At 65.2% G+C, this 24576-nt stretch carries 20 protein-coding genes; 11 read left to right on the top strand and 9 right to left on the bottom strand.

The window, feature by feature from the left end; translation table 11 throughout:
* Positions 1-29: 29 nt before the first annotated feature.
* Complete coding sequence (locus OP497_RS06085) at positions 30-1277, top strand: bifunctional aminoglycoside phosphotransferase/ATP-binding protein (protein WP_280547212.1); 1248 nt, start codon at positions 30-32, stop codon at positions 1275-1277.
* 15 nt (positions 1278-1292) lie between these two features.
* Here the strand turns inward: OP497_RS06085 and OP497_RS06080 are convergent, their stop codons facing one another.
* A complete protein-coding gene (locus tag OP497_RS06080) occupies positions 1293-1994 on the bottom strand; it encodes a LuxR C-terminal-related transcriptional regulator (protein ID WP_280547211.1) in 702 nt (233 codons plus the stop codon).
* Positions 1995-2401: 407 nt separating this feature from the next.
* On the opposite strand from OP497_RS06080, the gene rdgB reads away from it, so the two are divergent.
* From rdgB to rlmJ, 4 genes are all read left to right on the top strand, one after another.
* Complete coding sequence (rdgB, locus tag OP497_RS06075; RefSeq protein ID WP_280547210.1) at positions 2402-3013, top strand: RdgB/HAM1 family non-canonical purine NTP pyrophosphatase; 612 nt, start codon at positions 2402-2404, stop codon at positions 3011-3013.
* Complete coding sequence (gene hemW, locus OP497_RS06070) at positions 3010-4197, top strand: radical SAM family heme chaperone HemW (RefSeq protein WP_280547209.1); 1188 nt, start codon at positions 3010-3012, stop codon at positions 4195-4197. The genes rdgB and hemW overlap by 4 nt, the downstream gene beginning before the upstream one ends.
* Before the next feature lie 45 nt (positions 4198-4242).
* Positions 4243-4926, top strand: a complete 684-nt coding sequence (locus OP497_RS06065) for an OmpA family protein (protein WP_280547207.1) — start codon at positions 4243-4245, stop codon at positions 4924-4926.
* Positions 4927-5014: 88 nt separating this feature from the next.
* Entirely contained in the window at positions 5015-5863 is an 849-nt protein-coding gene (gene rlmJ / locus OP497_RS06060) for a 23S rRNA (adenine(2030)-N(6))-methyltransferase RlmJ (RefSeq protein WP_280547206.1), read from the top strand.
* 180 nt (positions 5864-6043) lie between these two features.
* On the opposite strand, the gene mnmE is transcribed toward rlmJ, so the two are convergent.
* The 4 genes from mnmE to rpmH form a co-directional block, all read right to left on the bottom strand.
* A complete protein-coding gene (gene mnmE / locus OP497_RS06055) occupies positions 6044-7414 on the bottom strand; it encodes a tRNA uridine-5-carboxymethylaminomethyl(34) synthesis GTPase MnmE (RefSeq protein ID WP_280547205.1) in 1371 nt (456 codons plus the stop codon).
* Between the two features lie 102 nt (positions 7415-7516).
* The gene (yidC, locus tag OP497_RS06050) at positions 7517-9214 is read right to left on the bottom strand and encodes a membrane protein insertase YidC (RefSeq protein ID WP_280547204.1); all 1698 of its coding nucleotides are present in this window, start codon (positions 9212-9214) and stop codon (positions 7517-7519) included.
* Positions 9215-9418: 204 nt separating this feature from the next.
* Positions 9419-9835 carry a ribonuclease P protein component gene (gene rnpA / locus OP497_RS06045; RefSeq protein ID WP_280547203.1) on the bottom strand — a complete coding sequence of 139 codons (417 nt, stop codon included), beginning with the start codon at positions 9833-9835 and terminating at the stop codon, positions 9419-9421.
* 13 nt (positions 9836-9848) lie between these two features.
* On the bottom strand, positions 9849-9983 hold the full coding sequence (gene rpmH / locus OP497_RS06040) for a 50S ribosomal protein L34 (RefSeq protein ID WP_010626003.1): 135 nt from the start codon (positions 9981-9983) through the stop codon (positions 9849-9851).
* A 543-nt stretch (positions 9984-10526) separates the two neighbouring features.
* Here rpmH and dnaA point away from each other — a divergent pair.
* The 4 genes from dnaA to gyrB are packed head-to-tail and all read left to right on the top strand — an operon-like array spanning position 10527 to position 16760.
* Complete coding sequence (gene dnaA, locus OP497_RS06035; RefSeq protein WP_280547201.1) at positions 10527-11990, top strand: chromosomal replication initiator protein DnaA; 1464 nt, start codon at positions 10527-10529, stop codon at positions 11988-11990.
* Positions 11991-12050: 60 nt separating this feature from the next.
* Positions 12051-13154, top strand: a complete 1104-nt coding sequence (gene dnaN / locus OP497_RS06030) for a DNA polymerase III subunit beta (protein ID WP_280547200.1) — start codon at positions 12051-12053, stop codon at positions 13152-13154.
* 58 nt (positions 13155-13212) lie between these two features.
* Positions 13213-14328 carry a DNA replication/repair protein RecF gene (gene recF / locus OP497_RS06025; protein WP_280547199.1) on the top strand — a complete coding sequence of 372 codons (1116 nt, stop codon included), beginning with the start codon at positions 13213-13215 and terminating at the stop codon, positions 14326-14328.
* Between the two features lie 11 nt (positions 14329-14339).
* Positions 14340-16760: a DNA topoisomerase (ATP-hydrolyzing) subunit B gene (gene gyrB / locus OP497_RS06020; protein WP_280547198.1), complete on the top strand. Its 2421-nt coding sequence runs from the start codon at positions 14340-14342 to the stop codon at positions 16758-16760.
* A 90-nt stretch (positions 16761-16850) separates the two neighbouring features.
* On the opposite strand, the gene gmhB is transcribed toward gyrB, so the two are convergent.
* From gmhB to glyQ, 3 genes are all read right to left on the bottom strand, one after another.
* Entirely contained in the window at positions 16851-17447 is a 597-nt protein-coding gene (gene gmhB / locus OP497_RS06015; protein WP_280547197.1) for a D-glycero-beta-D-manno-heptose 1,7-bisphosphate 7-phosphatase, read from the bottom strand.
* 308 nt (positions 17448-17755) lie between these two features.
* Positions 17756-19822, bottom strand: a complete 2067-nt coding sequence (gene glyS, locus OP497_RS06010; protein WP_280547196.1) for a glycine--tRNA ligase subunit beta — start codon at positions 19820-19822, stop codon at positions 17756-17758.
* Positions 19822-20781, bottom strand: coding sequence for a glycine--tRNA ligase subunit alpha (gene glyQ / locus OP497_RS06005; RefSeq protein WP_280547195.1), 960 nt, complete (start codon positions 20779-20781; stop codon positions 19822-19824). Before glyQ ends, glyS begins: the two co-directional genes overlap by 1 nt.
* A 94-nt stretch (positions 20782-20875) precedes the next feature.
* Here glyQ and rfaD point away from each other — a divergent pair, with 94 nt between their 5' ends.
* Positions 20876-21832 carry an ADP-glyceromanno-heptose 6-epimerase gene (rfaD, locus tag OP497_RS06000; protein ID WP_280547194.1) on the top strand — a complete coding sequence of 319 codons (957 nt, stop codon included), beginning with the start codon at positions 20876-20878 and terminating at the stop codon, positions 21830-21832.
* The gene (gene waaF, locus OP497_RS05995) at positions 21825-22859 is read left to right on the top strand and encodes a lipopolysaccharide heptosyltransferase II (RefSeq protein WP_280547193.1); all 1035 of its coding nucleotides are present in this window, start codon (positions 21825-21827) and stop codon (positions 22857-22859) included. The genes rfaD and waaF overlap by 8 nt, the downstream gene beginning before the upstream one ends.
* Here waaF and OP497_RS05990 read toward each other — a convergent pair.
* Positions 22856-24532: a sulfatase-like hydrolase/transferase gene (locus tag OP497_RS05990; RefSeq protein ID WP_280547192.1), complete on the bottom strand. Its 1677-nt coding sequence runs from the start codon at positions 24530-24532 to the stop codon at positions 22856-22858. The two genes, waaF and OP497_RS05990, sit on opposite strands and share 4 nt — an antisense overlap.
* Positions 24533-24576: the final 44 nt, after the last annotated feature.

Below are 24576 nucleotides of genomic sequence, written 5' to 3'. Positions count from 1 at the left end.
ATTCCACCCTCCATAGCGGGAGACCCCAGATGCGCCAGACACATGCCGAACATGCGGCCTTCTGCGAGGAGGCGCTGCAGCTGGAGGAGTTGGTCGACCGGCTGGTGGCCTTCCATCGCCACTCGTCCGGAGCGGCCCACCCCGAAGATGCCGGGCTGGTTGCCTTCCGCGAACGACTCGACGGGGAAGTGGCGGCCATCGAGCCACTGCTTGCTGGGGAGGAGGATCGCCAGCGTCTGGCCTGTCTTCGGCAGTGGCTCGAGCAGGATCTCGCGCGGCTGGCACCGGTCTTCCTGGCCCGCCGGGAGCACATGCTGGCGGCCAGCTGGGCCGTCGCGCATCCTGACAGTCGGCTCTGCGACCAGGGTCGGGTGCTGCTGGCCAATGCCATCGGCCGGGACCTCCAAGGCACCGGGGGCGATGGCATCGTCGACCCGGGCAGCGACCTGGCCGCGCTGCTGGTGGGGCTGGAATCCCATGGCGAGGCCGGCCTGGCTCGCCAGGCCCTCGATGGCTACCTGCGCCGCTCCGGGGACTACGAGCTGGCTCGCCTGCTCTCGGTGTTTCGTGTCGTCGAGGCTCTTTCCGGTGCGCGGCGCGCCCTGCAGCGCCATCAGGCGGCCGGTGAGGATGGCGAACGCCCTGCCCTGCTGGCTGAGACCATGCGGGAGTGCCGGGGCTACCTGGACCTGGCGGAGGCCTATGCCGAGTTCCGTTTCCCGCCGCTGATCATCGGCATCGGTGTCTCGGGCAGCGGCAAGAGCCGTTTCACCCGGACCCTGGTCGGTCGCCTGGGCGCCGTTCGCCTTTGCTCGGATGTGGAGCGGCGACGGCTTCATGGCATCGATCGACAGGCGGTCGTGATGGAACCGCCTGTGGACATCTTTTCCCGGGAGGCTTCCGAGCGCACCTACCGCAGTCTGGCCGAATGTGCCGGCGCGCTGCTGGAGGCGGGATTCCCGACCTGCGTCGATGGCACCTTCCTGAAGCGCGAGCAGCGCGATCTCCTGCGCCAGCAAGCCGAGGCCCGGGGCCTGCCGGTGTTGCTGGTTAGCTTCGAGGCCGATGAGGCCACCCTGCGCCGGCGCATCGACAAGCGCGCCCGGCGCCACGGCGTCCCGGTCGAGCAGAGCCTCGCCATACTGGCGCGTCAGCGGGCCGATATCGAGGCCTTCGGCGACGAGGAACGCCTGCACCTGCTGCACCTCGATACCACGGCGGACAACGCCGCCGAGACCCTGGCGGGCTTGATCCAGGATCACGTGCGGTTGACCTGAGGACCGCTCAGGAGGTCAGGAGGGGTGAGGCGAGCCCTGGCGGGAAGCGTCGCGCTGGCGGCGCCCCACCAGAGGTGGCGGGGCACCGAGGTTCTGGCGGGCCCAGTTCACCGCTTGGAGGCGGTTGTGCACCTTGATCTTGCGGAAGATGTTGTAGAGATGGGACTTGACGGTGTGCTCGCTGACGAACAGCTGGTCGGCGATCTCGATGTTCGAGGCCCCCGTCCCCAGCATGGCGATGATCTCCAGCTCCCGGTGGGTCAGGCCGCAGACCGGCCGATAGGAGTTAAGCTGCTGGCGGCGAAAGAACTGAATCATTCGCGTCATCAACGAGCGTGACATCCACAGGTTGCCTTCCAGCAGGATCGAGAGCCCCTTGCAGATCATGTCCAGCGAATCGCTGCGGTAGAAGACGCCCTGCAGGTTCATGGCCGAGAGGACCTCGACGGCATGCTCCTCGTCTCTAAGGTTGAAGGCGGCCAGTGACATGTCACTGGCCTCGGCCGCCCTGACATGCCACTGCTGCATGGTGGCCTCGTCGATATGATCCGCATCGAGCAGCACCACGGTCGGTGCGGTGTCCTTGCCCTTCCACTCCGTTCCCGGCGCGACGACCGAGACCGGGCAGTCGAGCTGATCGTGGAGATAGTTGATGAAGAGTTGTGACTGAGGGTTGTTGGCGGTGACCAGCAATACCAGGCTCTTCCCCTGTTCCATGGTCCTAACCCCTTCGCAAGGCGCGGTTAAGTTTCTGATGAGGCAATCAGCCATTCGTGGCACAAGCGCCACACTGGCTATTAGTCTCGGACAGAATGTAATTTTTCGTTACGAACGTTTGGTTATAATTAAATATACTTATGCGCCCTTTTGCTTCTATGTGGACCGATAAGTTGGCCGATCAAGCACTTGCCCCCTGAAAAGGGTTAGGCCACTCCTCTCTCCGAGACCGTTTGTCAAGGAAATTAAGCTTGGTGCTCGGGGTTTCGCGGTTCGATATCTCATGATTTGGCATGAAAAAAGACATCTAAATGGATGACATGCTTCCATACTCCCTGGCCCGACCGTTTCCCCTGCCGGTCTCGGCTCGTAGAATGGGTTATCCCTGACCGTTTGGAGAACCGACCATGACCCCAGCTCTGCTGGTCCTGGCCAGTGGCAATGTCGGCAAGCTGCGCGAGTTCCACCAGCTGCTCGCCCCGCTGGGCGTCGACGTGCGCCCCCAGGCCGACTATGGCGTGGCCGACGTCGCGGAGACCGGCCTGACCTTCGTCGAGAACGCGCTGCTCAAGGCCCGGGAAGCCAGTCGCCTCAGCGGGTTGCCTGCCCTGGCCGATGATTCCGGCCTGGAGGTCGATGCGCTGAACGGGGCGCCCGGCATCTACTCCGCGCGCTATGCGGGCGAGCCGAAGAGCGATCAGCGCAACAACGCCCGGCTGCAGGCGTCCCTCGCGGAGATGTCGGAGGGGTGTCGCCGGGCCCGTTACTGGTGCGTGCTGGTGCTGCTGCGTCATGCCGAGGACCCGGTGCCGCTGATCGTGCAGCGTAGCTGGGAAGGCGAGATCCTGCAGGCTCCCCGCGGTGAGGGGGGCTTCGGCTATGACCCATTGTTCTGGCTCCCCGACCAGGGAGCGAGTGCCGCCGAGCTCAGCGCCGAACAGAAGAACCGGCTCAGCCATCGCGGGCGGGCCCTGCAGGCGCTGGTGGCGGCGATGGGCGCTGGGCAAGACCAGCCATGAGTCCTTCTTCTTCGCCATTGGCCGGCGTGCCGCCGCTGTCGCTCTATCTTCACGTGCCCTGGTGTGTGCGCAAGTGCCCCTACTGCGACTTCAACTCCCATGGGGTCGGACGCAGCGCCGAGCTGCCCGAGGCGAGCTACCTCGAGGCGCTGATCGCGGATCTCGAGGCTGACCTGCCGCTGGTCGCGGGGCGCGAGCTGGTCAGTATCTTCATCGGCGGCGGTACTCCAAGCCTGATGTCGGCCGGTTTCTACGAGCGGCTGCTACAGGCCGTGGCGAGCCGGCTTCCGCTGGCAGCCGACATCGAGATCACCCTGGAAGCGAATCCCGGTACCCTGGAGCGGGGACGTTTCGCCGGCTACCGGGCGGCGGGGATCAACCGCCTGTCGCTGGGCGTGCAGAGCTTCCAGGACGCGCAACTGGCGGCGCTTGGGCGTATCCATGGCGGTGACGATGCCGTGGCGGCCGTCGAGGAGGCGCGTCAGGCGGGCTTCGACAACCTTAACCTCGACCTGATGCACGGCCTTCCGCAACAGACGCCGACGCTGGCGCTGGCCGATCTCGACCAGGCCCTGTCGCTCTCTCCTGAGCATCTGTCCTGGTACCAGCTGACCCTGGAGCCCAATACCGAATTCCACGCCTTTCCGCCTGAGCTGCCCGTGGAGGAGGTCCTGTGGGACATCCAGGACCTGGGGCACGAGCGCCTGGAGGCCGCCGGCCTCGAGCGCTATGAGATTTCCGCCTATGCCCGTGCTGGTCTGAGCTCGCGACACAACCTCAATTACTGGCGCTTCGGCGACTATCTGGGGATCGGGGCCGGTGCCCATGGCAAGCTCAGTGTCCCGGGAGCCGAGGGCCTGCAGATCCAGCGCCGCTGGAAATCGCGGCTGCCCGAGGCCTATCTGCGCCGGGTCAACGACCCGCGGGGTTTCGTGGCAGGCCGCGCCGATATCGACGAACACGAGCTGCCGCTGGAATTTGCCATGAATGCCCTGCGCTTGGTGGAGGGAGTGCCCCTGTCGACCTGGAGGGCCCATACCGGACGCGGGTCGCGTGCGTTGCTTTCCAGGCTGGTCACGGCCCGTAAAAAAGGACTTCTTGTGGAAGATGCCGACTGGCTTAGGGCATCACCTCAGGGTCTACTATTCTTGAACGAGATGCTGGCTCTGATCGATGATAAGTGAGCCAGTGAAGGATGACACGCGCCAACCCAAGGAGAAGAGGACACCATGATCAGATCCATCCGACTGATGGCACCGCTGGCCGCCGCCGCGCTGCTGGTAGGTTGTACCACCACCGATCCCTATACCGGACAGACTCAGCGTAGCCAGACCGGAACGGGTGCGGCCATCGGCGCCGCCGTGGGCGCCGCTGCCGGTGCCCTCAGTGGTGACGGCAGCACCAGCCGCCGCGATCGTGCCCTGATCGGCGCCGCCGTGGGAGCCGCCGCCGGCGGTGGCATCGGCGCCTACATGGATCGTCAGGAGCAGCAGCTGCGTCAGAGCACCCAGGGCACCGGTATCGGGGTCGATCGTCGCGGTGACGACATCGTGCTCAACATGCCGAGCGAGGTGACCTTCGCCTTCGACTCCAGCGACCTGACCCCCAATGCGCGCAACGCCCTCAATGACGTGGCCTCGGTGCTGCAGCAGTACCCCGATACGCGGGTCAACATCGCCGGCCATACTGACAGCACCGGCGACGCCGGCTACAACCAGCGACTCTCGGAGCGCCGTGCCGACTCGGTGGGCAACTACCTGGCCCAGTCCGGCGTATCGCGCAACCGCTTGAACATGCGCGGCTATGGCGAGAACCAGCCGGTGGCCAGCAACGACTCCGATCAGGGCCGGGCCCAGAACCGTCGGGTGGAGGTCACCCTGTCGCCCATCGAGGACCGCTTCCAGCAGCAGTAACTCGGCTTACTGAAGCCGTACCACCCGGGCCCGTCACTGCCGTGCAGTGGCGGGCCTTCTCGTCCTGCCGACTCACGGATCTCCTTTCATGCTTTCCTATCAGCATGCCTATCATGCGGGCAATTTCGCCGACGTTCACAAGCATCTGATGCTGTTCGCGGTCATCGACCACTTGTTACGTAAGAAATCACCCATTACGTACATGGATACCCATGCTGGTCGCGGCCTCTACCCGCTGGCGGCCGAGGAGACCGCGCGGCTCGGTGAGTATCGTGAAGGCATTGCCCGGCTATGGCAGGCGAGGGCGCGCCTGGGTGACGACCCGCTGCTCGGCGACTGGCTCGCCGCTGTCGGGCGGGTCCAGGCGCGGGACGGCCGGCTGGACCACTATCCTGGCTCGCCCTGGTGGCTCTCGGACCGCTTGCGTGCCAGTGACCGGCTGATGCTCTTCGAACTGCACCCCGGTGAGCATGGTCACCTGGCTCGCCAGACACTGCCCGACAATGTGCAGCGCATCCATGGCGACGGCCTCGAGGGGCTGGTGAAGCGCCTGCCGGTGGCCACCCCGCGGCTGTGCGTGTTGGTCGACCCCAGCTACGAGCGCAAGGCGGAGTATGGCGAGGTGGTTGATGCGGTGCTCGAGGCCATGCGCCGGGCCCGACATGCCATCGTGCTGGTGTGGTACCCCCTGCTGCCGCTCGGCCGCCATCGTGAACTGCTGGAAGGGCTGCGCGAGGGCGGCCTGCGCAAGATCTGGCGCAGCGAGCTGAGGCTGCGCGAGGCGGAGGAGGGCGAGCGGGGCATGGTCGGCAGCGGCATGCTGGTGATCAATCCGCCCTGGGGGCTGGATACGCGGCTGGAAGCCGCCATGCGCCAGGTCACGCCGCTGCTGGGGGCGACCTGCCGCCATACTGGTGACTGGTGGGTGGAGGAATAGCAGGGCAATCGTAGTTGGGTCTAGCGAGGGGCGCCGGGGACAGGTCGAAGAGGGGGTCCTACGCCAGGGATGGCGTCGGTAGCGCCCAGGGATGGGTTCACAGCGCCCCCTCGCAGACCTGCCGACGGATCAGCCCCAAGCCACAACGCTAACTGCAAAAGCCCTAGGGGGAGTAGGGGGCTACTTGCCGATGCAGAAACTGCCGAAAATCTCGCCCAGCAGATCATCCGCGCTGAACTCCCCGGTGATCTCCCCCAGGGCCTGCTGAGCGTCGCGCAGGTCCTCGGCAAGCAGCTCACCGGCCCCGTAGCCGGCGAGCTGTGCCTCGCCGTTGCCGAGGGCCTGGCGGGCCCGGTCCAGGGCCTCGATGTGCCGGCGCCGGGCCGAGAAACGCCCTTCGGTGGTGGCGGCATAGCCCATCACCGACTTGAGGTGCTCCTTGAGGCTATCCACTCCCGCGCCGCTCCTGGCCGACAGCCGGATCACCGGAGTGGCGGTGTCAGCATCGATGCCGGGGGCTTCGTGGCTGGCGTCGATCTTGTTGCGCACGAGCGTCAGCCGCGAGGGGTCCCGAAGGCGTGCGACGAATTCGGGCCAGATGGCCATGGGGTCGATGGCCTCGGTGGTGGCGGCATCCACCAGCAGCAGCACCCGATCGGCCTTCTCGATCTCTTCCCAGGCCCGGGCCACTCCGATCTTCTCCACCGCGTCCGGGGTATCGCGCAGCCCGGCCGTGTCGATGACGTGCAGGGGCATGCCATCCAGGTGGATATGCTCACGCAGCACGTCGCGGGTCGTGCCCTCGATGTCGGTGACGATGGCAGTGTCCTGCTCGGTTAGCGCATTGAGCAGGCTCGACTTGCCGGCATTGGGACGTCCGGCGATCACCACGCTCATGCCTTCCCGCATCAGGGCCCCCTGACCGGCCGCGGTCCGCACTTCGGCCAGGGCCGACTGGACCGCGGCCAGCCGGCTGGCGACATGCCCGTCGGCGAGGAAGTCGATCTCCTCCTCGGGGAAGTCGATGGCCGCCTCGACATACATGCGCAGCTCGATCAGCCGCTGGACAAGTGATGCCACGCGACGCGAGAACTCGCCCTGCAGGGAGCGCAGGGCGTTCTCGGCCGCCCCCCGGGAACTGGCTTCGATCAGGTCGGCGATGGCCTCGGCCTGGGCCAGATCCAGCTTGTCGTTGAGAAAGGCGCGCTCCGAGAACTCCCCGGGGCGGGCGAGCCGTGCCCCCAGCTGTACGCAGCGCTCGAGCAGCAGGTCCATGATCATCGGGCCGCCGTGACCCTGCAGTTCCAGGACGTCCTCGCCGGTGAAGGAGTGGGGACCGGGGAAGAACAGCGCGATGCCCTCGTCGATCACCGCGGATTCGCCGCGAAAGGGACCATAGTGGGCGTATCGTGGGGCGGGACAGTGACCGATCATGGCTTCGGCGAGCGTCGTGCAGGCGGGGCCGGAGACGCGGATGATGCCCACGCCGCCGCGTCCCGGTGGCGTGGCCAGGGCGGTGATGGTGTCCTGATCATGGAGACTGGCGGTCATCGGAGGCACCTCTGCTAGAAGGGAGATATTGTCCGGGGCGGGCCCCGTAAACGCCAGACCCCCGCCGGGGCGGGGGTCTGGAGGTGGCAGAGGAGCACCGCGCTACTTGGTCTTCATGCCCTTGCCGATACTCGGGTCGGCCTCGATCTTGCGGGTGATCGTGTACTGCTGAACGATGGAGATGCAGTTGTTGACTACCCAGTAGATGACCAGGCCCGCCGGGAACCACAGGAAGAAGAAGGTGAAGACGATCGGCAGCATCTTCATGATCTTCGCCTGCATGGGATCCGGAGGCGTCGGGTTGAGCATCTGCTGGACGAACATCGAGGCGCCCATCAGGATCGGCAGGATGAAGAACGGATCCTTCACCGACAGGTCCTGGATCCAGAACATGAAGGGTGCGTGACGCAGCTCCACGGATTCCAGCAGCATCCAGTAGAGGGCGATGAACACCGGCATCTGCACCAGGATCGGCAGGCAACCGCCCAGGGGATTGATCTTCTCCTTCTGGTAGAACTTCATCATCTCCTGGGACATCTTCTGGCGGTCGTCGCCGAACTGCTCCTTGAGGCGCTGCATTTCCGGGCCCAGCTTGCGCATGCGGGCCATGGACTTGTAGGCCTTGGCGGAGAGCGGCCACAGCGCTGTCTTCACCAGCATGGTCAGCAGGATGATGGACCAGCCCCAGTTGCCGATCAGGTCGTGGATATGGTCCAGCAGCCAGAACAACGGGTTGGCGATGAACCACAGCCAGCCGAAGTCCACCGTCAGCTCCAGGTGGGGGGCCACGGCTTCCAGCCGCTCCTGCACCTTGGGCCCCATGTAGAGGGTTGCCCCCAGTATCCCCTCCCCGTTGCCTGCCACGCTGCTGGTGGGGCCGGCGAAGGCGGCCACATTGCGGCTGCGGGCGTCGGTGGTGGCGTAATAGAGGTTCTGCTGGTTCTGAGGGGGGACCCAGGCCGAGGTGAAGTAGTGCTGGATGATGGCGACCCAGCCGCCTTCGACGTCGCGGTTGTTGAAGGCGCCTTCCTGAATCTCCTCGAAGCTGACTTTCAGATAGCGATCCTCCGGGGTGGAGTAGGCGGCGCCGAGATAGGAGCGCATGCCCATCTTGGGACCGCTGGAGGGGTCGCTGCTGTTGTCGCGGGCCAGCTGGCCGATGAAGCGAGCCGTGACCGGCTCCGCGGTGTTGTTGGCCAGGAAGTAGTTCACGTCCACCGCGTAGCTGTCACGCTCGAAGGTGAAGCGCTTGATCACCTCCACGCCATTCACCTCGGCGGCCAGGTCGACCTCGAGGCGCTCGTCGTTCTTGCCCAGCCGATATTCGGTCGCCTCGGGGGTGAAGGTGATGCGGCCTTCGTGGCCCTCGAGCTGAAGGCCGGAGCGCGCCACATAGCTGCGACTCTCGCTGTCGGATAGCAGCACATAGGGCCGTTCGGAATCGAGGCTGAAGCGATGTTGGGGCAGCGCGGCATAGACGATGTCCCCGCCCTGGGGGTCGATGCGTACATCGAGCACGTCGGTGACGACGGCGACCAGATCACGGCTGCCCGACGCAGAGGCGGGCTCGCCGGGAATCTCTCCGGTCATGTCGTCCGCCGAGCCGTTGGTCGCGGGTACCGAGAGATCATCGCTACCCGAGGAGGCCGGGTCCTGGCGAGCCCCTTCCGGGGCACTGCTCGTGACGGCGGGAGCTTGCGGCTCAGGGGCCACCTGTCCGTAGTCCTGATTCCACTGGACGATCAGCAGGTAGGCGAGTATCGCCAGGGGAATTACGAGGAGAAGTCGTTTTACGTCCATGAGGGGTCTGCCCGATGGGTAGTGAACATTCCGATGGCGCAACGCAGGTCGCACACCCGAGATACACGAAAGCCTGCCGGAGGCAGGCTGGATAACGCGTGCAGGCTGGCGGCATTCGATACGTCAGCGTGGAGGGTCGCAGCGCAGATGGCAGTGGTGATGCTCATGCGGGCTCCGGGATGCACTGGCACGCTGGGGTGCCGGTCATCGTTCGCGACCCGCGTCACCGCTCTCCTGGATGAGCAAGTCCTTCCCGTGGGACGACTTGCGCGCCTCTCGCTCCAGGCGACGCCACATCCCGTGGAGCTGGCGATGCACAGTGGCATTGTCCAGTTCATGGACTCCTCGTCTTGCCAGCACCACGATATCCACCGAGGGCAGGCGATGCTGCTGAAGCCGGATGGAGTCACGCACGATGCGCTTGAGGCGGTTTCGGTCGACGGCTCTGCGGACGTTCTTCTTGCTGAAGATCAAACCGAGTCGCGGATGACCTCGCTCATTGGGAGAGGCCAGGGCCATCAGCCCCTTGCCGTGGACCTTGAATGCAGCCGTTTCGAAGACACGTCGATAATCCCCGGCTGTCAGCAGTCGCAACTGCTGGGGATAGCCCTGAGTGGACACGCGAGGGCCGCGGTCAGGCGCTCAGACGCTTGCGGCCCTTGGCACGGCGACGGGCCAGTACGGCACGACCATTCTTGGTGGCCATGCGCGCACGGAAGCCATGCACGCGCTTGCGCTTGAGGACGCTGGGCTGAAAAGTACGTTTCATAACTCGTTATTCCCACGTGGTTTTCGGTACGAATCGATCATTCGGAGGCATCCGGATGCCGCTGGCGGCTCCGGGGGTATTCGGTTCAAGACCGGAAATTGTAGTGATTTCAGCCTCGGGGTGCAATTCTTCCGTGCGTCTCGACAGAGCTATCGCAGATAGCAGCACTGCTCGGGGCCGATCCGTCGGCAGGATGTGGTGCCTGGCTGTCCGGTCGTTGAGGCCCCAGGCGATCATCGCCGGGGATCTGGCCCTGTTATCACTATTGGGGATATGTATTGTGAGTAATCCTTTATAGTCTATTAATATCAATATGTTGCTGATAATGTTTTGCTGTGGACAAGGTGGGGATGCCGCGGGGACGGCCTGTCCCGGCCGTCGGCCGGGCAGGCCGAATTCGTGGGTTCCGACATCGGCAGCACGCGGTTTCTCGGTGGGTTGCAGAGGGTTTTCCACAGATCACGTCACGGCGAGGGGCGTGTGGATAACCCGCCGCCTGGGCGATACAATAGGCGGTCGTTTTCAATGCAATGGTGAGGTCGCGTGTCACTGGCTCTTTGGCAACAATGTCTGGATACCCTGCAGGCCGAACTGAGTTCTCAGCAGTTCAATACCTGGATCCGTCCGCTTCAGGCGGAGGAAGGGGAGTCCAACCAGTTGCGCCTGCTGGCGCCGAATCGCTTCGTGCGTGACTGGGTCAGCGACAAGTATGCCAAGCGGATCAGCGAGCTGATGCGCGAGCTCTCGCCCGCCAAGCCGCCGAAGGTGGTGCTGACCGTCGGCAGTCGCCGCGCGGCGCCGAACCCTCAGCCTCGTGAGCTGGGCAATCCCGTCTCGGCGGCTCGTGTCCCCGTCGCCCCGGCGGTTCAAGTGACGCCGCGGGGGGATGTGGGGGACGAGCGCGAGATCGATCAGCTGCGCGAGGAAAGAAGCGGCCAGCGACGTGGCGGCGAGCGCCAGGTGCAGGTGGAAGGGAGCCTCAAGCACAATAGTGGCCTCAATCCCAATTTCACCTTCGAGACCTTCGTCGAGGGCAAGTCCAACCAGCTGGCCAGGGCTGCCTCCCGTCAGGTGTCCGAAAATCCCGGCGGCGCCTACAATCCGTTGTTCCTCTATGGGGGGGTCGGCCTCGGCAAGACCCACCTGATGCATGCCGTGGGCAACGCCCTGGCGACGCGACGCCAGAATGCGCAGGTGATCTACCTGCATTCCGAGCGCTTCGTGGCCGACATGGTCAAGGCGCTTCAGCTCAACGCTATCAACGACTTCAAGCGCTTCTATCGCAGCGTCGATGCCCTGCTGATCGATGACATCCAGTTCTTCGCCGGCAAGGAGCGCTCGCAGGAAGAGTTCTTCCACACCTTCAATGCGCTGCTCGAGGGCGGCCAGCAGATGATCCTGACATCTGATCGATATCCCAAGGAAATCAGTGGGGTAGAGGAGCGCCTGAAGTCGCGCTTCGGCTGGGGGTTGACGGTGGCCATCGAGCCGCCGGAGCTGGAGACTCGGGTGGCGATCCTGATGAAAAAGGCCGATCAGGCCAAGGTCGACTTGCCCCACGACGCCGCCTTCTTCATTGCCCAGAAGATCCGCTCCAACGTGCGTGAGCTGGAGGGTGCCCTGAAGAAAGTGATCGCCGACTCTCACTTCATGGGCAAGACGATTACCCAGGACTTCATCCGCGAATCCCTTAAGGACCTGCTGGCCCTTCAGGACAAGCAAGTCGGTGTGGACAATATCCAGCGCACCGTGGCCGAGTACTACAAGATCAAACTTGCCGACCTGCTCTCCAAGCGCCGTTCGCGCTCGGTGGCCCGGCCCCGGCAGGTCGCCATGGCCCTGGCCAAGGAGCTGACCAACCATAGCCTCCCGGAGATCGGAGATGCCTTCGGTGGCCGCGATCACACCACGGTACTGCATGCCTGCCGCAAGGTGAAGGCATTGCAGGAGGAGAGCGCGGATATCCGCGAGGACTACAAGAATCTGCTGCGGCTGTTGACCAGCTGAACGGAACACCAGCGGTCGGTCGCCGGCCTCAATTCCTCCAGGACAAGTAGTGGAGCCGACATGAAATTTTCCATCTCCCGAGAAGCGCTGCTGCGCCCGTTGACGCTGGTTGCCGGCGTGGTGGAGCGACGCCAGACCCTTCCGGTACTCTCCAACGTGCTGATTCAGGTCGACCAGGATCAGGTGTCCCTTACCGGCACCGATCTCGAGGTAGAGCTGATCGGTCGCACCGCCGCCAGCCTGGTGGAGGAGCCGGGATCGGCGACGGTGCCTGCCCGCAAGCTCATGGATATCTGCAAGTCATTGCCGGACCAGTCGGAGATCCAGCTATCCCTCGAGGAGGGCAGGGCGGTACTGCGCAGCGGTCGCTCGCGCTTCACCCTCTCGACCCTGCCGGTGGCCGAGTTTCCCAATATTGAGGATGACCCGGGCAACGTCGAGCTCAGTCTGCCGCGGGGCACCCTGAAACATCTGATCGATGCGACCTCCTTCGCCATGGCCCAGCAGGACGTCCGTTATTACCTCAATGGCATGCTGCTCGAGCTGGGCCACAATCTGGTGCGCACCGTGGCCACCGACGGCCATCGCCTGGCCGTCTGCTCGCGTCCGGCAGAGATCCAGGTGGAGCCCGCCCAGAAGTTGATCGTGCCGCGCAAGGGGGTCCTGGAGCTGGTGCGCCTGCTCGATGATGGCGAGGAGCCGGTGAGTCTGACCCTCGGTGCCAGCCATGTGCGGGCCCATACCGGAGACTTCACCTTCACGTCCAAGCTGGTGGATGGCAAGTTCCCCGACTACGAACGGGTCGTGCCACGCGGTGGTGACAAGGTCATCATCGCGGACCGTGCCGAGCTGCGTCAGGTGCTGTCGCGTACGGCCATCCTCTCCAACGAGAAGTACCGCGGCGTGCGCCTGAATCTCGAGGAGGGCAACCTACGGGTGATGGCCAACAACCCCGAGCAGGAAGAGGCCGAGGAGAACGTCGCCATCGAGTACAGCGGGCCGGCCATGGAGATCGGCTTCAATGTCGGCTATCTCGTCGACGTGCTCGGCGTGCTGGACGAGGATCGGGTGCAGATGACCCTGGCCGACCCCAACAGCAGTGCGCTGATGGAAGAACCCGGCGGCGGCGATGCCATGTACGTCGTCATGCCGATGCGTCTTTGATGCGCCGGCTGGTGGTGCCCGTGCCGGGCGCCACCACCGCCATAGTCGATCCTGCCTGATGCCTCTCGAACGCCTCGCCTTCCACGGCCTGCGCAACCTGCAGGCCGTGGACATGACCCCGGGCCCACGCATCAATCTGTTCACCGGGGCCAACGGCAGCGGCAAGACCAGCCTGCTGGAAGGGATTCATGTCCTCGGCATGGGGCGTTCCTTTCGCGCCCGCCAGCTGCGTCATGCCGTCACTCACGATGCCGACGCCATGACGTTGCATGGCCGCCTGTCCGGCGATCCGGCGGTGACCATCGGCATACGCCGGCATCGCGAGGGTGGCGAGCGGGAGATGCGCCTGGCGGGTGAGCGTCTGGAACGCGTCTCGCGCCTGGTGGAGACCCTGCCGCTGCAGCTGATCAATCCCGATGCCTTCCGTCTCCTGGAGGGGCCGCCGGTCGGCCGCCGCGAGTTTCTCGACTGGGGCGTGTTTCACGTGAAACATGACTTCCTCGATGTCTGGCGACGCTTTCGGCGCGCGCTGAAACATCGGAATGCCCTTCTCAGGCATGGTAGAATGACAGATGCTTCCCTGGATGCCTGGGAACAGGAGCTGGTGCACTGGAGCGACCGCTTGGACGGCATGCGTCGCGAATGGGTCGGGATGTTCCTGCCGGTGTTCGAGGACACGCTGGCCGAGCTGGTCGCGCTACCCGGGCTGACGCTGCGCTATTCGCGCGGCTGGGACCGCAAGCGTGAGCTCGCGGACATCCTTGGCCACGGACGCGACACCGATCGTCATATGGGCTTTACCCAGCAGGGGCCGCAGCGAGCAGAGCTGGGTATCCGTCTCGGCAAGCGTCCGGCGGTGGAAGTGCTCTCCCGCGGTCAGCAGAAGCTGGTGGTGAGTGCCCTGAAGCTGGCCCAGGGGCGCCTGCTCGAGCAGGTCACCGGCCGCACCTGCATCTACCTGATCGACGACCTGCCTGCCGAGCTGGACCTCGAGCATCGCCGAGTATTCTGCGGCTGGCTGGAGCGCATGCGCTGCCAGGTGTTCATCACCAGCGTCGACCCCGATGCCTTGGCGGGCCTCTGGCAGCCGGACACCCAGGTGGCGATGTTCCACGTGAAACATTCCGAATCGGGGCAGGGACAGCTGCTGCCAATGGACAGACAGACTTCATGACGGAGTAGTCAATGAGCGAACAGGCTTACGACTCATCGAGCATCAAGGTCCTCAAGGGGCTGGATGCCGTACGCAAGCGGCCGGGCATGTACATCGGCGACACCGACGACGGCACGGGCCTGCACCACATGGTGTTCGAACTGGTGGACAACTCCATCGATGAAGCCCTGGCCGGGCATTGCAGCGAGATCCGGGCCATCATCCATCCCGACGAGTCGGTGACCGTGACCGACAATGGCCGCGGCGTCCCGACCGATCTCCACGAGGGAGAAGGCGTGTCGGCGGCTGAGGTGATCATGACGGTGCTGCATGCTGGCGGCAAGTTTGACGACAACTCCTACAAGGTCTCCGGCGGCCTGCACGGCGTGGGGGTCTCGGTCGTCAATGCCCTGTCCGAGGAGCTGAAGCTGACCATCTGGCGTGCGGGCCAGGTACACGAACAGATCTATCATCATGGTGTGCCCGATGCCCCGCTGGCGGTGGTGGGCAAGACGGAGAAGAGCGGAACCCGCGTGCACTTCCGCCCCTCGACCGAAACCTTCCACAACATCGAGTTCCACTACGATATCCTGGCAAAGCGGCTCAGGGAGCTCTCCTTCCTCAACTCGGGTGTGGCCATCCGCCTGATGGATGAGCGCAGCGGAAAGGAGGAGTTGTTCCACTATGAGGGTGGCCTCAAGGCCTTCGTCAATTACCTGAACACCAACAAGACGGTGCTCAATCCGGTGTTCCACTTCAATGCCGAACGCGACGACGGCGTCGGAGTGGAAGTGGCGATGCAGTGGAATGATACCTTCTCCGAGAATATCTTCTGCTACACGAACAATATCCCTCAGCGGGATGGCGGCACCCACTTGGCCGGCTTCCGCGCGGCACTGACCCGCTCGCTGAACCACTATATCGAGGCCGAGGGGCTGCTCAAGAAGTCCAAGGTCAACACCTCCGGTGACGATGCCCGCGAGGGTCTGACCGCGATCATCTCCGTGAAGGTGCCGGATCCGAAGTTCTCCGCCCAGACCAAAGACAAGCTGGTCTCCTCCGAGGTCAAGACCGCGGTGGAGCAGGAGATGGGCCGGCTGTTTTCGGAATATCTGGTCGAGAAGCCCAATGAGGCCAAGGCCATCGTCAACAAGATGCTGGATGCGGCCCGGGCCCGCGAGGCGGCGCGTAAGGCGCGTGACATGACGCGCCGCAAGGGAGCCCTGGACATCGCGGGCCTGCCCGGCAAGCTGGCCGACTGCCAGGAGAAGGACCCCAGCCTCTCTGAGCTCTTCCTCGTCGAGGGTGACTCGGCTGGCGGCAGCGCCAAGCAGGGGCGGGATCGTCGCACCCAAGCGATCCTGCCCCTCAAGGGCAAGATCCTCAACGTCGAGAAGGCGCGCTTCGACAAGATGCTCTCCTCGGCCGAGGTCGGCACTCTGATCACGGCCCTGGGCTGCGGTATCGGCCGCGAGGAGTTCGATCCCGACAAGCTGCGCTATCACTCCATCATCATCATGACCGATGCTGACGTGGACGGGTCACACATCCGGACCCTGCTGCTGACCTTCTTCTTCCGCCAGATGTCGCAGCTCATCGAGCGGGGGCATGTGTTCATCGCCCAGCCGCCGCTCTACAAGATCAAGCGCGGCAAGCAGGAGCTCTATCTCAAGGACGAGCAGGCGATGGTCGACTACCTGACGACGACCGCACTCGACGGGGCCCGGCTGCATGTCAACGCGGATGCGCCCGGCATCGGCGGCTCCCAGCTGGAGGCCCTCGTCAACCAGTATCGTGACGTGATGAAGCGCATCGATCGTCTGTCGCGCGTCTACCCCAATGTGGTACTGCGCAAGATCGTCCATGCGGCGCATCTCGACGGCGAGCAGAGCCTGCGCGACCGCGTCACCATGCAGAACTGGATCGAGTACCTGCAGGGCGAGATGGATGCGCTGGTCTCCTACGAAGGAGGGCCGCGTTATACCTTCCGCCTCGAGGAGGAGGACGAGCGTGGCGTCTTCCTCCCGGCGGTGACGCTGACGGCCCATGGCGTCACTACCGACTATGTCTGGGGTATCGATTTCTTCACCAGTGCCGATTATTCCGCCATGGCAGGCCTGGGTGGGACACTGGATGGCCTGATGGAGGAGGGCAGCTATGTGGCTCGCGGGGAGCGACAGAAGCCCGTCGCGACCTTTTATGATGCCCTGGCATGGCTGATGGCCGAGGCCCAGCGTGGCCTCTCCATCCAGCGCTACAAGGGGCTGGGCGAGATGAACCCGGATCAGCTCTGGGAAACGACCATGAACCCGGATACCCGTCGCATGCTGCGGGTCTCCATCGAGGATGCGGTTGCCGCCGACATGATGTTCAATACGCTGATGGGTGACGAGGTCGAACCCCGGCGCGACTTCATCGAACGCTATGCGCTTGTGGCCAACCTGGATATCTGATATCCGAGGCAACATGTTCCACGTGAAACATCACACCGCCTGAGTGCAACACAACGACAAGGCCGGCCATGAGGGCCGGCCTTGTCGCATTCAGCGTGCTGTCTTTCTGGCCGGACGGCTTTGCTCGTCGCTGTCTCCCCGGGCCAGAAGCCAATCCACGAAGGCGGCCAGGTCATCGAAGACCATCGCGCCGTCGAGCCCTTCCCCCTTTTCCTCCGTCCGGCGACCCTTGCCGGTGCGGACCAGCACCGGCTTGCAACCCAATGGCTCGCCGGCTTGCAGGTCGCGCAGGCTATCGCCGACCATCCAGCTGCCGCTAAGATCCTCCATCGATAATGCCTCCCGGACTTCTTCCAGCAGGCCAGGCAAGGGTTTGCGGCACCCACAGCCGTCATCCGGCCCATGAGGACAGTGGGCGATATGGGCAATCTCCCCGCCGGCCTCGCGAACCAGTTCGCGGAGCCGGTCATGGATGGCCTCTAGCATCTCCACGTCATAGTAGCCGCGGGCAATGCCGGACTGGTTGGTAGCGACGGCCACCGTCCATCCGGCACGGCTGAGCCTGGCGATGGCCTCGATGGCGGCAGGGTAGGGGATCCATTCCTCCAGGGACTTCACGTACTCGTCGGAGTCCTGGTTGATGACGCCATCGCGGTCGAGGATCACGAGCCGGTCGGCTGCGGGCATGGTGGCAGTTTCCTAGGGTGGATTGTCTTTGCAGCAGGAGTGTTTCACGTGGAACATCGTCTGCCAAGAGGCCAAGAGGCCAAGAGGCCAAGAGGCCAAGAGGCCAAGAGGCCAAGAGGCCAAGAGGCCAAGAGGCCAAGAGGCCAAGAGGCCAAGAGGCCAAGAGGCCAAGAGGCCAAGAGGGCAGAGCATCGTCTGCTTGAGCCAGCCCCTAGCTCCGTCTTGGGTGTTTCACGTGAAACAGCGCCATCCGGCCATGAAAAAGGCCGGCGATTGCTCGCCGGCCTCGGTGTCACCTGGAGCTCTTGTTACTGCTGGAGCAGGGCGATATCCGCCACCTCCAGGAAGAGGGCCTGGAGGCCGGCGAGCAGGGCCAGGCGGTTGCGGCGCACGGCAGGCTCCTCGGCCATGACCATGACCTGGTCGAAGAAGGTGTCCACCGGCTCCCGCAGGCCAGCCAGGGAGTCCAGTGCCTCGCTGTAGCGAGCCTCGGCGAAGAGTGGCATCACCGCCTGACGATGCGACGCCAGGGCGTCGTAGAGGGCCTTCTCGGCGGTCTCCTGGAGCAGGCCGGCTTCGACCTCGGTGGTGCCGTCGTGCTGCTGCTTGGTGAGGATGTTGGAGACCCGCTTGTTGGCGGCGGCCAGGGCCGCGGCCTCCTCGCGGCGAGAGAAGCCCTGGACGGCGCGCAGGCGACGCGCGAAGTCGAGGGGCTGGGTCACCGGACGGGCACGCACGGCGAGGTAGACCTCGGTATCGATACCCTCGTCGCGTGCCCAGGCGCGGAAGCGGTCGAGCATGTAGGTGAGCACTTCGTCCACTAGCCCCTCGGCGTAGGGCAGTTCCTGGTGCTGCGCCGCGGCAAGCTCCAGCAACTCCCGCAGGTCGAGGGCCAGCTTGCCCTTGACCAGGATGTTGATCACGCCGATGGCGGCGCGACGCAGGGCGAAGGGGTCCTTGGTACCGCTGGGGCGCTGGCCGATACCGAAGATGCCGGTCAGGGTATCAAGACGATCGGCCAGCGCCAGGGCCAGGCCGGTGCGGGTCCGGGGGATCGCATCGCTGGCGAAGCGGGGCAGGTACTGCTCTTCGAGGGCCTGGGCCACCTCGGTGGCCTCCCCGTCGTTGACCGCATAGTAGTGGCCCATGATGCCCTGGAGCTCAGGAAATTCGAGGACCATCTCGGTGACCAGATCGCACTTTCCGAGCTCCGCAGCGCGTCGTGCCTTGGCTACGTCACCGTCGATGCGACCGGCGATGAAGGCCGCAACGGCGGCGCTGCGATGCGCCTTGTCGGCCAGAGTGCCGAGCCGCTTCTGGAAGACCACGCCGGCCAGCTCCGGGGCCCGGTCCGCCAGCGGGCGGCGGCGATCGGTGTCGTAGAAGAAGGCGGCATCGGCCAGGCGCGGACGGATCACCTTCTCGTTGCCCTGAATGACCTGCTCCGGCTGGTGGCTGTCGATGTTGGCGATGGTGATGAACAGTGGCTTGAGGCAACCCTCGTGGTCGAGCAGGTGGAAGTATTTCTGGTTGGCCTTCATGGATGAGATCAGGCATTCGGCGGGCACCTCGAGGAAGCGCTCGTCGAAGCTGCCGGTCAGCGCCACGGGCCACTCCACCAGGCCGCTGACCTCGACGAGAAGTGCCTCGTCGATCACGGCCGTGGCGTCCTGGACCTCGGCCTCGGCCAGCACCTGTTCGCGGATGCGCTCGCGGCGCTTGTCGCGGTCGGCCAGCACCCAGGCGTGTTCCAGGGCGCCGAGGTAGTCCTCGGCGTGGGCCAGCTCGATGGGCGCCGGCGCGTGAAAGCGGTGGCCGCGGGTGGTGCGTCCTGCCTGCAGGCCCAGGGCGCTCGCCTTGACGACCTCGCTACCGTAGAGCATGACCAGCCAGTGGACGGGGCGGGAGAACTCCACCCGGGAGGCCCCCCAGCGCATGTTCTTGGGCACCGGCAGGGCGCCGATGGCCTTCTCGACGATGGCGGGGAGCAGGGCCGTGGTGGTCTCGCCCTGTTGCTGCTCGCGGTAACCGAGCCAGGTGCCCTTGTCGGTCTCCAGATGGATCAGTGCCTCGACACCGACGCCGCAGGAGCGGGCGAAGCCCTCGGCGGCTCGTGTCGGCTGGCCCTCCTTGAAGGCGGCAGCCAGGGCCGGGCCACGACGCTCGACCTCGCGGTCGGGTTGCTTGTCGGCCAGTTCGCGCACCTGGACGGCCAGGCGTCGCGGGCCGCCATGGGCGAGGACCTCGCCGAAGTCGATGTCGGCCTCGACGAGACCCCGGCGGATGCCCTCGGCAAGGGCGTCGGAAAGCTCATCGATGGCGGCCGGTGGCAGCTCCTCGACGCCCAGTTCGACCAGTAGGGTATTGGCAGCCATCAAACGTCTCCCTGTTCGGCAAGCAGTTCGCAGCGCAAGGCCTCGGGGGCCAGCGGGAAGCCGGCGGCCTTGCGCGAGTCAAAGTAGGCCTGGGCCACGTCACGGGCCATGGTGCGCACGCGCAGGATGTAGCGCTGGCGTTCGGTCACCGAGATGGCGTGACGGGCATCTAGCAGGTTGAAGGTGTGCGATGCCTTGAGCACCTGTTCGTAGGCGGGCAGCGGCAGGCTGGCATCCAGCAGCTTGGTGCACTCGCGCTCCTGGTGGTCGAAGGAGGCGAAGAGGAAGTCGACGTCAGCGTGCTCGAAGTTGTAGGCCGACTGCTCGCGCTCGTTCTGCAGGTAGACGTCGCCGTAGGTGACGCGGCTGCCATCCGGTGCCACCGCCCATACCAGGTCGTAGACGCTGTCGACATCCTGCAGGTACATGGCGATCCGCTCCAGGCCGTAGGTGAGCTCGCCGGTGACCGGGTAGCACTCCAGGCCGCCGGCCTGCTGGAAGTAGGTGAACTGGGTCACCTCCATGCCGTTGAGCCACACCTCCCAGCCCAGGCCCCAGGCGCCGAGGGTGGGGGACTCCCAGTTGTCCTCGACGAAGCGGATGTCATGGACCAGCGGGTCGAGCCCCAGGTGCTTCAACGATCCCAGGTAGAGTTCCTGCAGGTCGGAAGGGGAGGGCTTCATGACGACCTGGAACTGGTAGTAATGCTGCAGGCGGTTGGGATTCTCGCCGTAGCGGCCATCGGTGGGGCGGCGGGAAGGCTGCACGTAGGCCGCGTTCCAGGTCTCGGGGCCGATGGAGCGCAGGAAGGTGGCGGTGTGGAAGGTGCCGGCGCCCACCTCCATGTCCAGGGGCTGGAGGATCACGCAGCCCTGCTCGGCCCAGTACTGCTGCAGGGCGAGGATCAGGCCCTGGAAGGTTGTCACGTCTGGCGTCGACGGGGGTGTCGAGAGAGTCATTGGAAGCACCGTTGGCCATGAATTCACGAGCCGTCAAGTATACAATCACCGGAAGATCGGTTATAGGCGCAGGCCCGGAGACGAGAGGATTCCCATGATCGTAGTAACAGGCGGGGCCGGCTTCATCGGCTCGAATCTGGTCAAGGCACTCAATGCCCGCGGCCGCGACGATGTGCTGGTGGTCGATGACCTCAGCGATGGTACCAAGTTCGTGAACCTCGCCGACTGCACCCTCGGCGACTACCTGGACAAGGATGACTTCCTCACCCGGGTGAAGGCGGCGCTGAATGGCGAGGAGTCGCACCTGCCGCCCATCGAGGCCATCTTCCACGAAGGCGCCTGCTCGGATACCACCGAGTGGGACGGTCGCTTCATGCTCGAGAACAACTTCGAGTACTCCAAGGTGCTGCTGCACTTCTGCCAGCGCGAGGGCATACCCTTCCTCTACGCCTCCTCGGCGGCCACCTACGGGGGCAGCGAGGTGTTCTTCGAGGCCCCGGAGCACGAGAAGCCGCTCAACGTCTACGGCTACTCCAAGCTGCTGTTCGACCAGTACGTGCGTGCCCGCCACGACGACTTCACCAGCCAGGTGGTGGGCTTCCGCTACTTCAATGTCTACGGCCCTCGGGAACAGCACAAGGGCAAGATGGCCAGCGTCGCCTACCATCACCATACCCAGATCAGCGCCGGCCAGAACGTGAAGCTGTTCGGTGCCTGGGAGGGCTATGAGGCCGGCATGCAGAGCCGCGACTTCGTCTATGTGGGCGACGTGGTGGACGTCAACCTCTGGTTCCTGGACCACCCCGAGGCCTCCGGCATCTTCAACCTGGGCACCGGCCGCGCCGAGCCCTTCAAGGCCATCGGCGAGACCGTGGTCGACTACTATGGCCGCGGCAGGATCGAGTACATCGACTTCCCCGAGGAACTCAAGGGTCGCTACCAGAGCTATACGCGCGCCGACATCAGCCGCCTGCGCGAGGCCGGCTACGATGGCGAGTTCCGTACCGTGGCCCAGGGGGTGCGCGAGTACCTGGAGTGGCTGAATGGCTGAGGCCCTGCAGGTGCCGGTGCCTCGAGAGCCTCGCATCCTGGTGGTCGGGCCTTCCTGGGTCGGCGACATGGTCATGGCGCAGAGCCTCTTCAAGACCCTGAAGGCGAGGCAGCCGGGCAGCCGGATCACCGTGGTGGCCCCCGCCTGGTCGCGGCCGATCCTCGAGCGGATGGACGAGGTCGACGAGGTGGCCAGCCTCGAGGTGGGGCATGGCCAGTTCGGCCTGGCCACCCGGCGGCATCTCGCCCGCTCCCTGCAGGGGCGCTTCGACCATGCCATCGTGCTGCCGCGCTCCTGGAAGTCGGCGCTGGTGCCCTTCCTGGCGCGTATCCCGCAGAGAACCGGCTTCACGGGGGAGCAGCGCCTGTGGCTGCTCAATGACCGCAGGCGGCTCGACAAGGCGGTACTGGACCAGACCGTCAAGCGCTTCGTGGCCCTGGGGCTTCCGGTGGAGGAGGCCGCCCGGGGCGACTTCCCGATACCCCGGCCCCGGCTGCGCCTGGACACCGAGAACCTGGTCGAGCGCCGTGTCGAACTGGGTCTCTCGTCGCGTCCGGCCATCGGCATGATGCCGGGGGCAGAATATGGTCCCGCCAAGCAGTGGCCGCTCGCCTATTTCCGGGAGCTGGCGAGATCGCTGGTGGTGGAGGGGTTCGAGGTCCGTGTGCTGGGAGGTCCCAAGGACGTGGAGGCCGGCGAGGTGATCGCCGATGCGCTTCCCCACACCCACAACCTGTGCGGCAGGACGCGGCTGGCGGATGCCGTCGACCTGCTAGGTGACTGCCAGCAGGTGGTGACCAACGACTCCGGGCTGATGCACGTGGCGGCCGCGGTAGGAGCCCGGGTACAGGCCATCTACGGCTCCTCATCGCCGGCCTATACGCCACCCCTGACCGAGAATGCCGAGGTGCACTATCTCGGCCTCGACTGTTCGCCCTGTTACCAGCGCACCTGCCCGCTGGGCCATACCAACTGCCTGAAGCAGCTCATGCCCGAGCGAATCCTGCAGGCAATGCTGGCGAGCTAGGGCAACTCCTCGGGTGCCTCCGGCGCCTGGTCCTCGGGGGTCTCGACGACCTGTTCGACGACCGGCTCCGGGGGCGGCGGCGGGCCCTGCGGCGGCGCCAGGCCTTCCCACAGACGCTCCTGGAGGGCCGTCTCCTCCCTCAGGCGGGCATTGAGGGTATCCAGCCCGTGTTCCTCGACCAGGGTCGGCTCGGCGGAGAGCAGCGACACCCCCAGCCCCGCGCGATGCCAGTCGATGACGAAGCCCATGGCCTCGAGCATCGTGGGCAGGAGATCCATGGTCGAAGCCTCGACCTCGAGCCGGCGCGGCTCGAGCTGTTCCCCCAGCAGCATGAAGGTATTGTCCCGCTCCCCGGTGACCAGCTGTTCCCAGGCGGAGACGCGCATGGTCAGGTGGTCGCTGGCGACCACCACCAGGGTGTTCTCCAGCAGGCCTTCATCCTCGAGCCGCTCGACCAGCCGACGGGCCAGCCAGGCCGAGCATTCCACCGAATAGAGGATGTCCACGCCGTCGAACTCGCCCTGGCGCTCCCGGCAGTCGCGCGCCGGGTAGCCATGGGGGGCATGGCCGGTGATGCTCAGGTTGACCAGTCCCCAGGGGCCGTCCTGGCGTTCCAGCCGGCGGATTTCCTCGACGGTGAGCTCGTAGAGCGTATCGTCATACAGCCCCCAGCTATTCATGTAACCGGGCTTCTCGAGCCGTGGTTCCAGCTCCTCCCGCCCCAAGACCCTGTCGAAGCCGTGGTCCCGGTAGAAGACCCCCTTGCCGGCGAAACGGGTGCTGGCCCCGCCCATGTAGGAGAGGGCGTAGCCCTTGTCGGCGAGCAGGTCGCCCAGGCAGTCGACGCCCGGCACCACCTTGCCGAGGGGTTCGAACTGGCTGTCATGCAGCAGGCCGGCCGGCATCAGTGGCGTGCCGCACTGGCTGGCGATCATGCCGGCCATGGTCCAGCCGGTGTTGTCGACCTGGCGGACCCCCTCGAAGACCACGGCCTTCTCGCCCAGGGCCTCCAGGTGGGCATAGGCCTCCCCGAAGCGCTCCCGGTCGGTGTAGGTGCGCTCGAGGCTCTCCAGGTAGAGCAGCAGCAGGTTGGGCGGGTCGCGAGGGGCGTCGAGGATGACCGGCTCGACATACTGACGGTCCAGCCAGGCGCCATCGTCGGTGACGATGGCTACGCCGCGTTGCCCGATGCCATAGAGCATGGGGTTGCCTGCCAGCAGGGCCAGGGCCAGCAGGCGTTCCGTCAGCCGCCAGCGATGGTCGACCCGCACCAGCCAGGTGAAGGAGGCCAGCAGCAGGACCATGCTCAGGGTGTAGAGGATGGCGGCAATGATGCGCTCACCGCCGCCATGCTCTTCCATGCCGGCCTGGAGGTGGAAGAATACCGCCCCGAGATCGACCTTGCCGAAGCTGTTGGCCAGGAAGACGTAGAGCCCCCAGAGGGCGATCGGGAACAGCGACCAGGGCCAGACCCTGCGCACGGGCCGGGAAGTCCGTGGCGCGCCCCAGCGCCAGCAGCGGGCCAGCAACAGCCATCCGCCGGTGATTGGCACCATGCTCCAAAGCGGAATGCGGGGCAGCGCGGCTACGGCAAACCCCAGCCACAAACCGATGACGAGCAGGGCCCACCAGCGGGGATGGCGGAGGTGGGTGAGGGTATTGGGAGGCTTCATGACCTGACCGGCGTTTGGCTATTCGACCAGCTTACCAACTCATG

Origin of the sequence: Halomonas sp. 11-S5 (genome assembly GCF_029889825.1) — a bacterium.
In the GTDB taxonomy this organism is placed as follows: Bacteria; Pseudomonadota; Gammaproteobacteria; order Pseudomonadales; family Halomonadaceae; genus Halomonas.
The sequence above is the reverse complement of the archived record's forward strand: the minus strand, read 5'-3'. Positions and strand labels throughout refer to the sequence as shown.

Excerpts from the sequence above, each read along its gene's own strand:
- gyrB (WP_280547198.1), top strand. The coding sequence starts at position 14,340 with ATGAGCGAACAGGCTTACGACTCATCGAGCATCAAGGTCCTCAAGGGG.
- rdgB (WP_280547210.1), top strand. The coding sequence starts at position 2,402 with ATGACCCCAGCTCTGCTGGTCCTGGCCAGTGGCAATGTCGGCAAGCTG.
- OP497_RS05990 (WP_280547192.1), bottom strand. The coding sequence starts at position 24,532 with ATGAAGCCTCCCAATACCCTCACCCACCTCCGCCATCCCCGCTGGTGG.
- OP497_RS06065 (WP_280547207.1), top strand. The coding sequence starts at position 4,243 with ATGATCAGATCCATCCGACTGATGGCACCGCTGGCCGCCGCCGCGCTG.
- rpmH (WP_010626003.1), bottom strand. The coding sequence starts at position 9,983 with ATGAAACGTACTTTTCAGCCCAGCGTCCTCAAGCGCAAGCGCGTGCAT.
- mnmE (WP_280547205.1), bottom strand. The coding sequence starts at position 7,414 with ATGACCGCCAGTCTCCATGATCAGGACACCATCACCGCCCTGGCCACG.
- hemW (WP_280547209.1), top strand. The coding sequence starts at position 3,010 with ATGAGTCCTTCTTCTTCGCCATTGGCCGGCGTGCCGCCGCTGTCGCTC.
- yidC (WP_280547204.1), bottom strand. The coding sequence starts at position 9,214 with ATGGACGTAAAACGACTTCTCCTCGTAATTCCCCTGGCGATACTCGCC.
- recF (WP_280547199.1), top strand. The coding sequence starts at position 13,213 with ATGCCTCTCGAACGCCTCGCCTTCCACGGCCTGCGCAACCTGCAGGCC.
- waaF (WP_280547193.1), top strand. The coding sequence starts at position 21,825 with ATGGCTGAGGCCCTGCAGGTGCCGGTGCCTCGAGAGCCTCGCATCCTG.
- gmhB (WP_280547197.1), bottom strand. The coding sequence starts at position 17,447 with ATGCCCGCAGCCGACCGGCTCGTGATCCTCGACCGCGATGGCGTCATC.
- glyS (WP_280547196.1), bottom strand. The coding sequence starts at position 19,822 with ATGGCTGCCAATACCCTACTGGTCGAACTGGGCGTCGAGGAGCTGCCA.
- glyQ (WP_280547195.1), bottom strand. The coding sequence starts at position 20,781 with ATGACTCTCTCGACACCCCCGTCGACGCCAGACGTGACAACCTTCCAG.
- OP497_RS06080 (WP_280547211.1), bottom strand. The coding sequence starts at position 1,994 with ATGGAACAGGGGAAGAGCCTGGTATTGCTGGTCACCGCCAACAACCCT.
- rlmJ (WP_280547206.1), top strand. The coding sequence starts at position 5,015 with ATGCTTTCCTATCAGCATGCCTATCATGCGGGCAATTTCGCCGACGTT.
- rfaD (WP_280547194.1), top strand. The coding sequence starts at position 20,876 with ATGATCGTAGTAACAGGCGGGGCCGGCTTCATCGGCTCGAATCTGGTC.
- OP497_RS06085 (WP_280547212.1), top strand. The coding sequence starts at position 30 with ATGCGCCAGACACATGCCGAACATGCGGCCTTCTGCGAGGAGGCGCTG.
- dnaN (WP_280547200.1), top strand. The coding sequence starts at position 12,051 with ATGAAATTTTCCATCTCCCGAGAAGCGCTGCTGCGCCCGTTGACGCTG.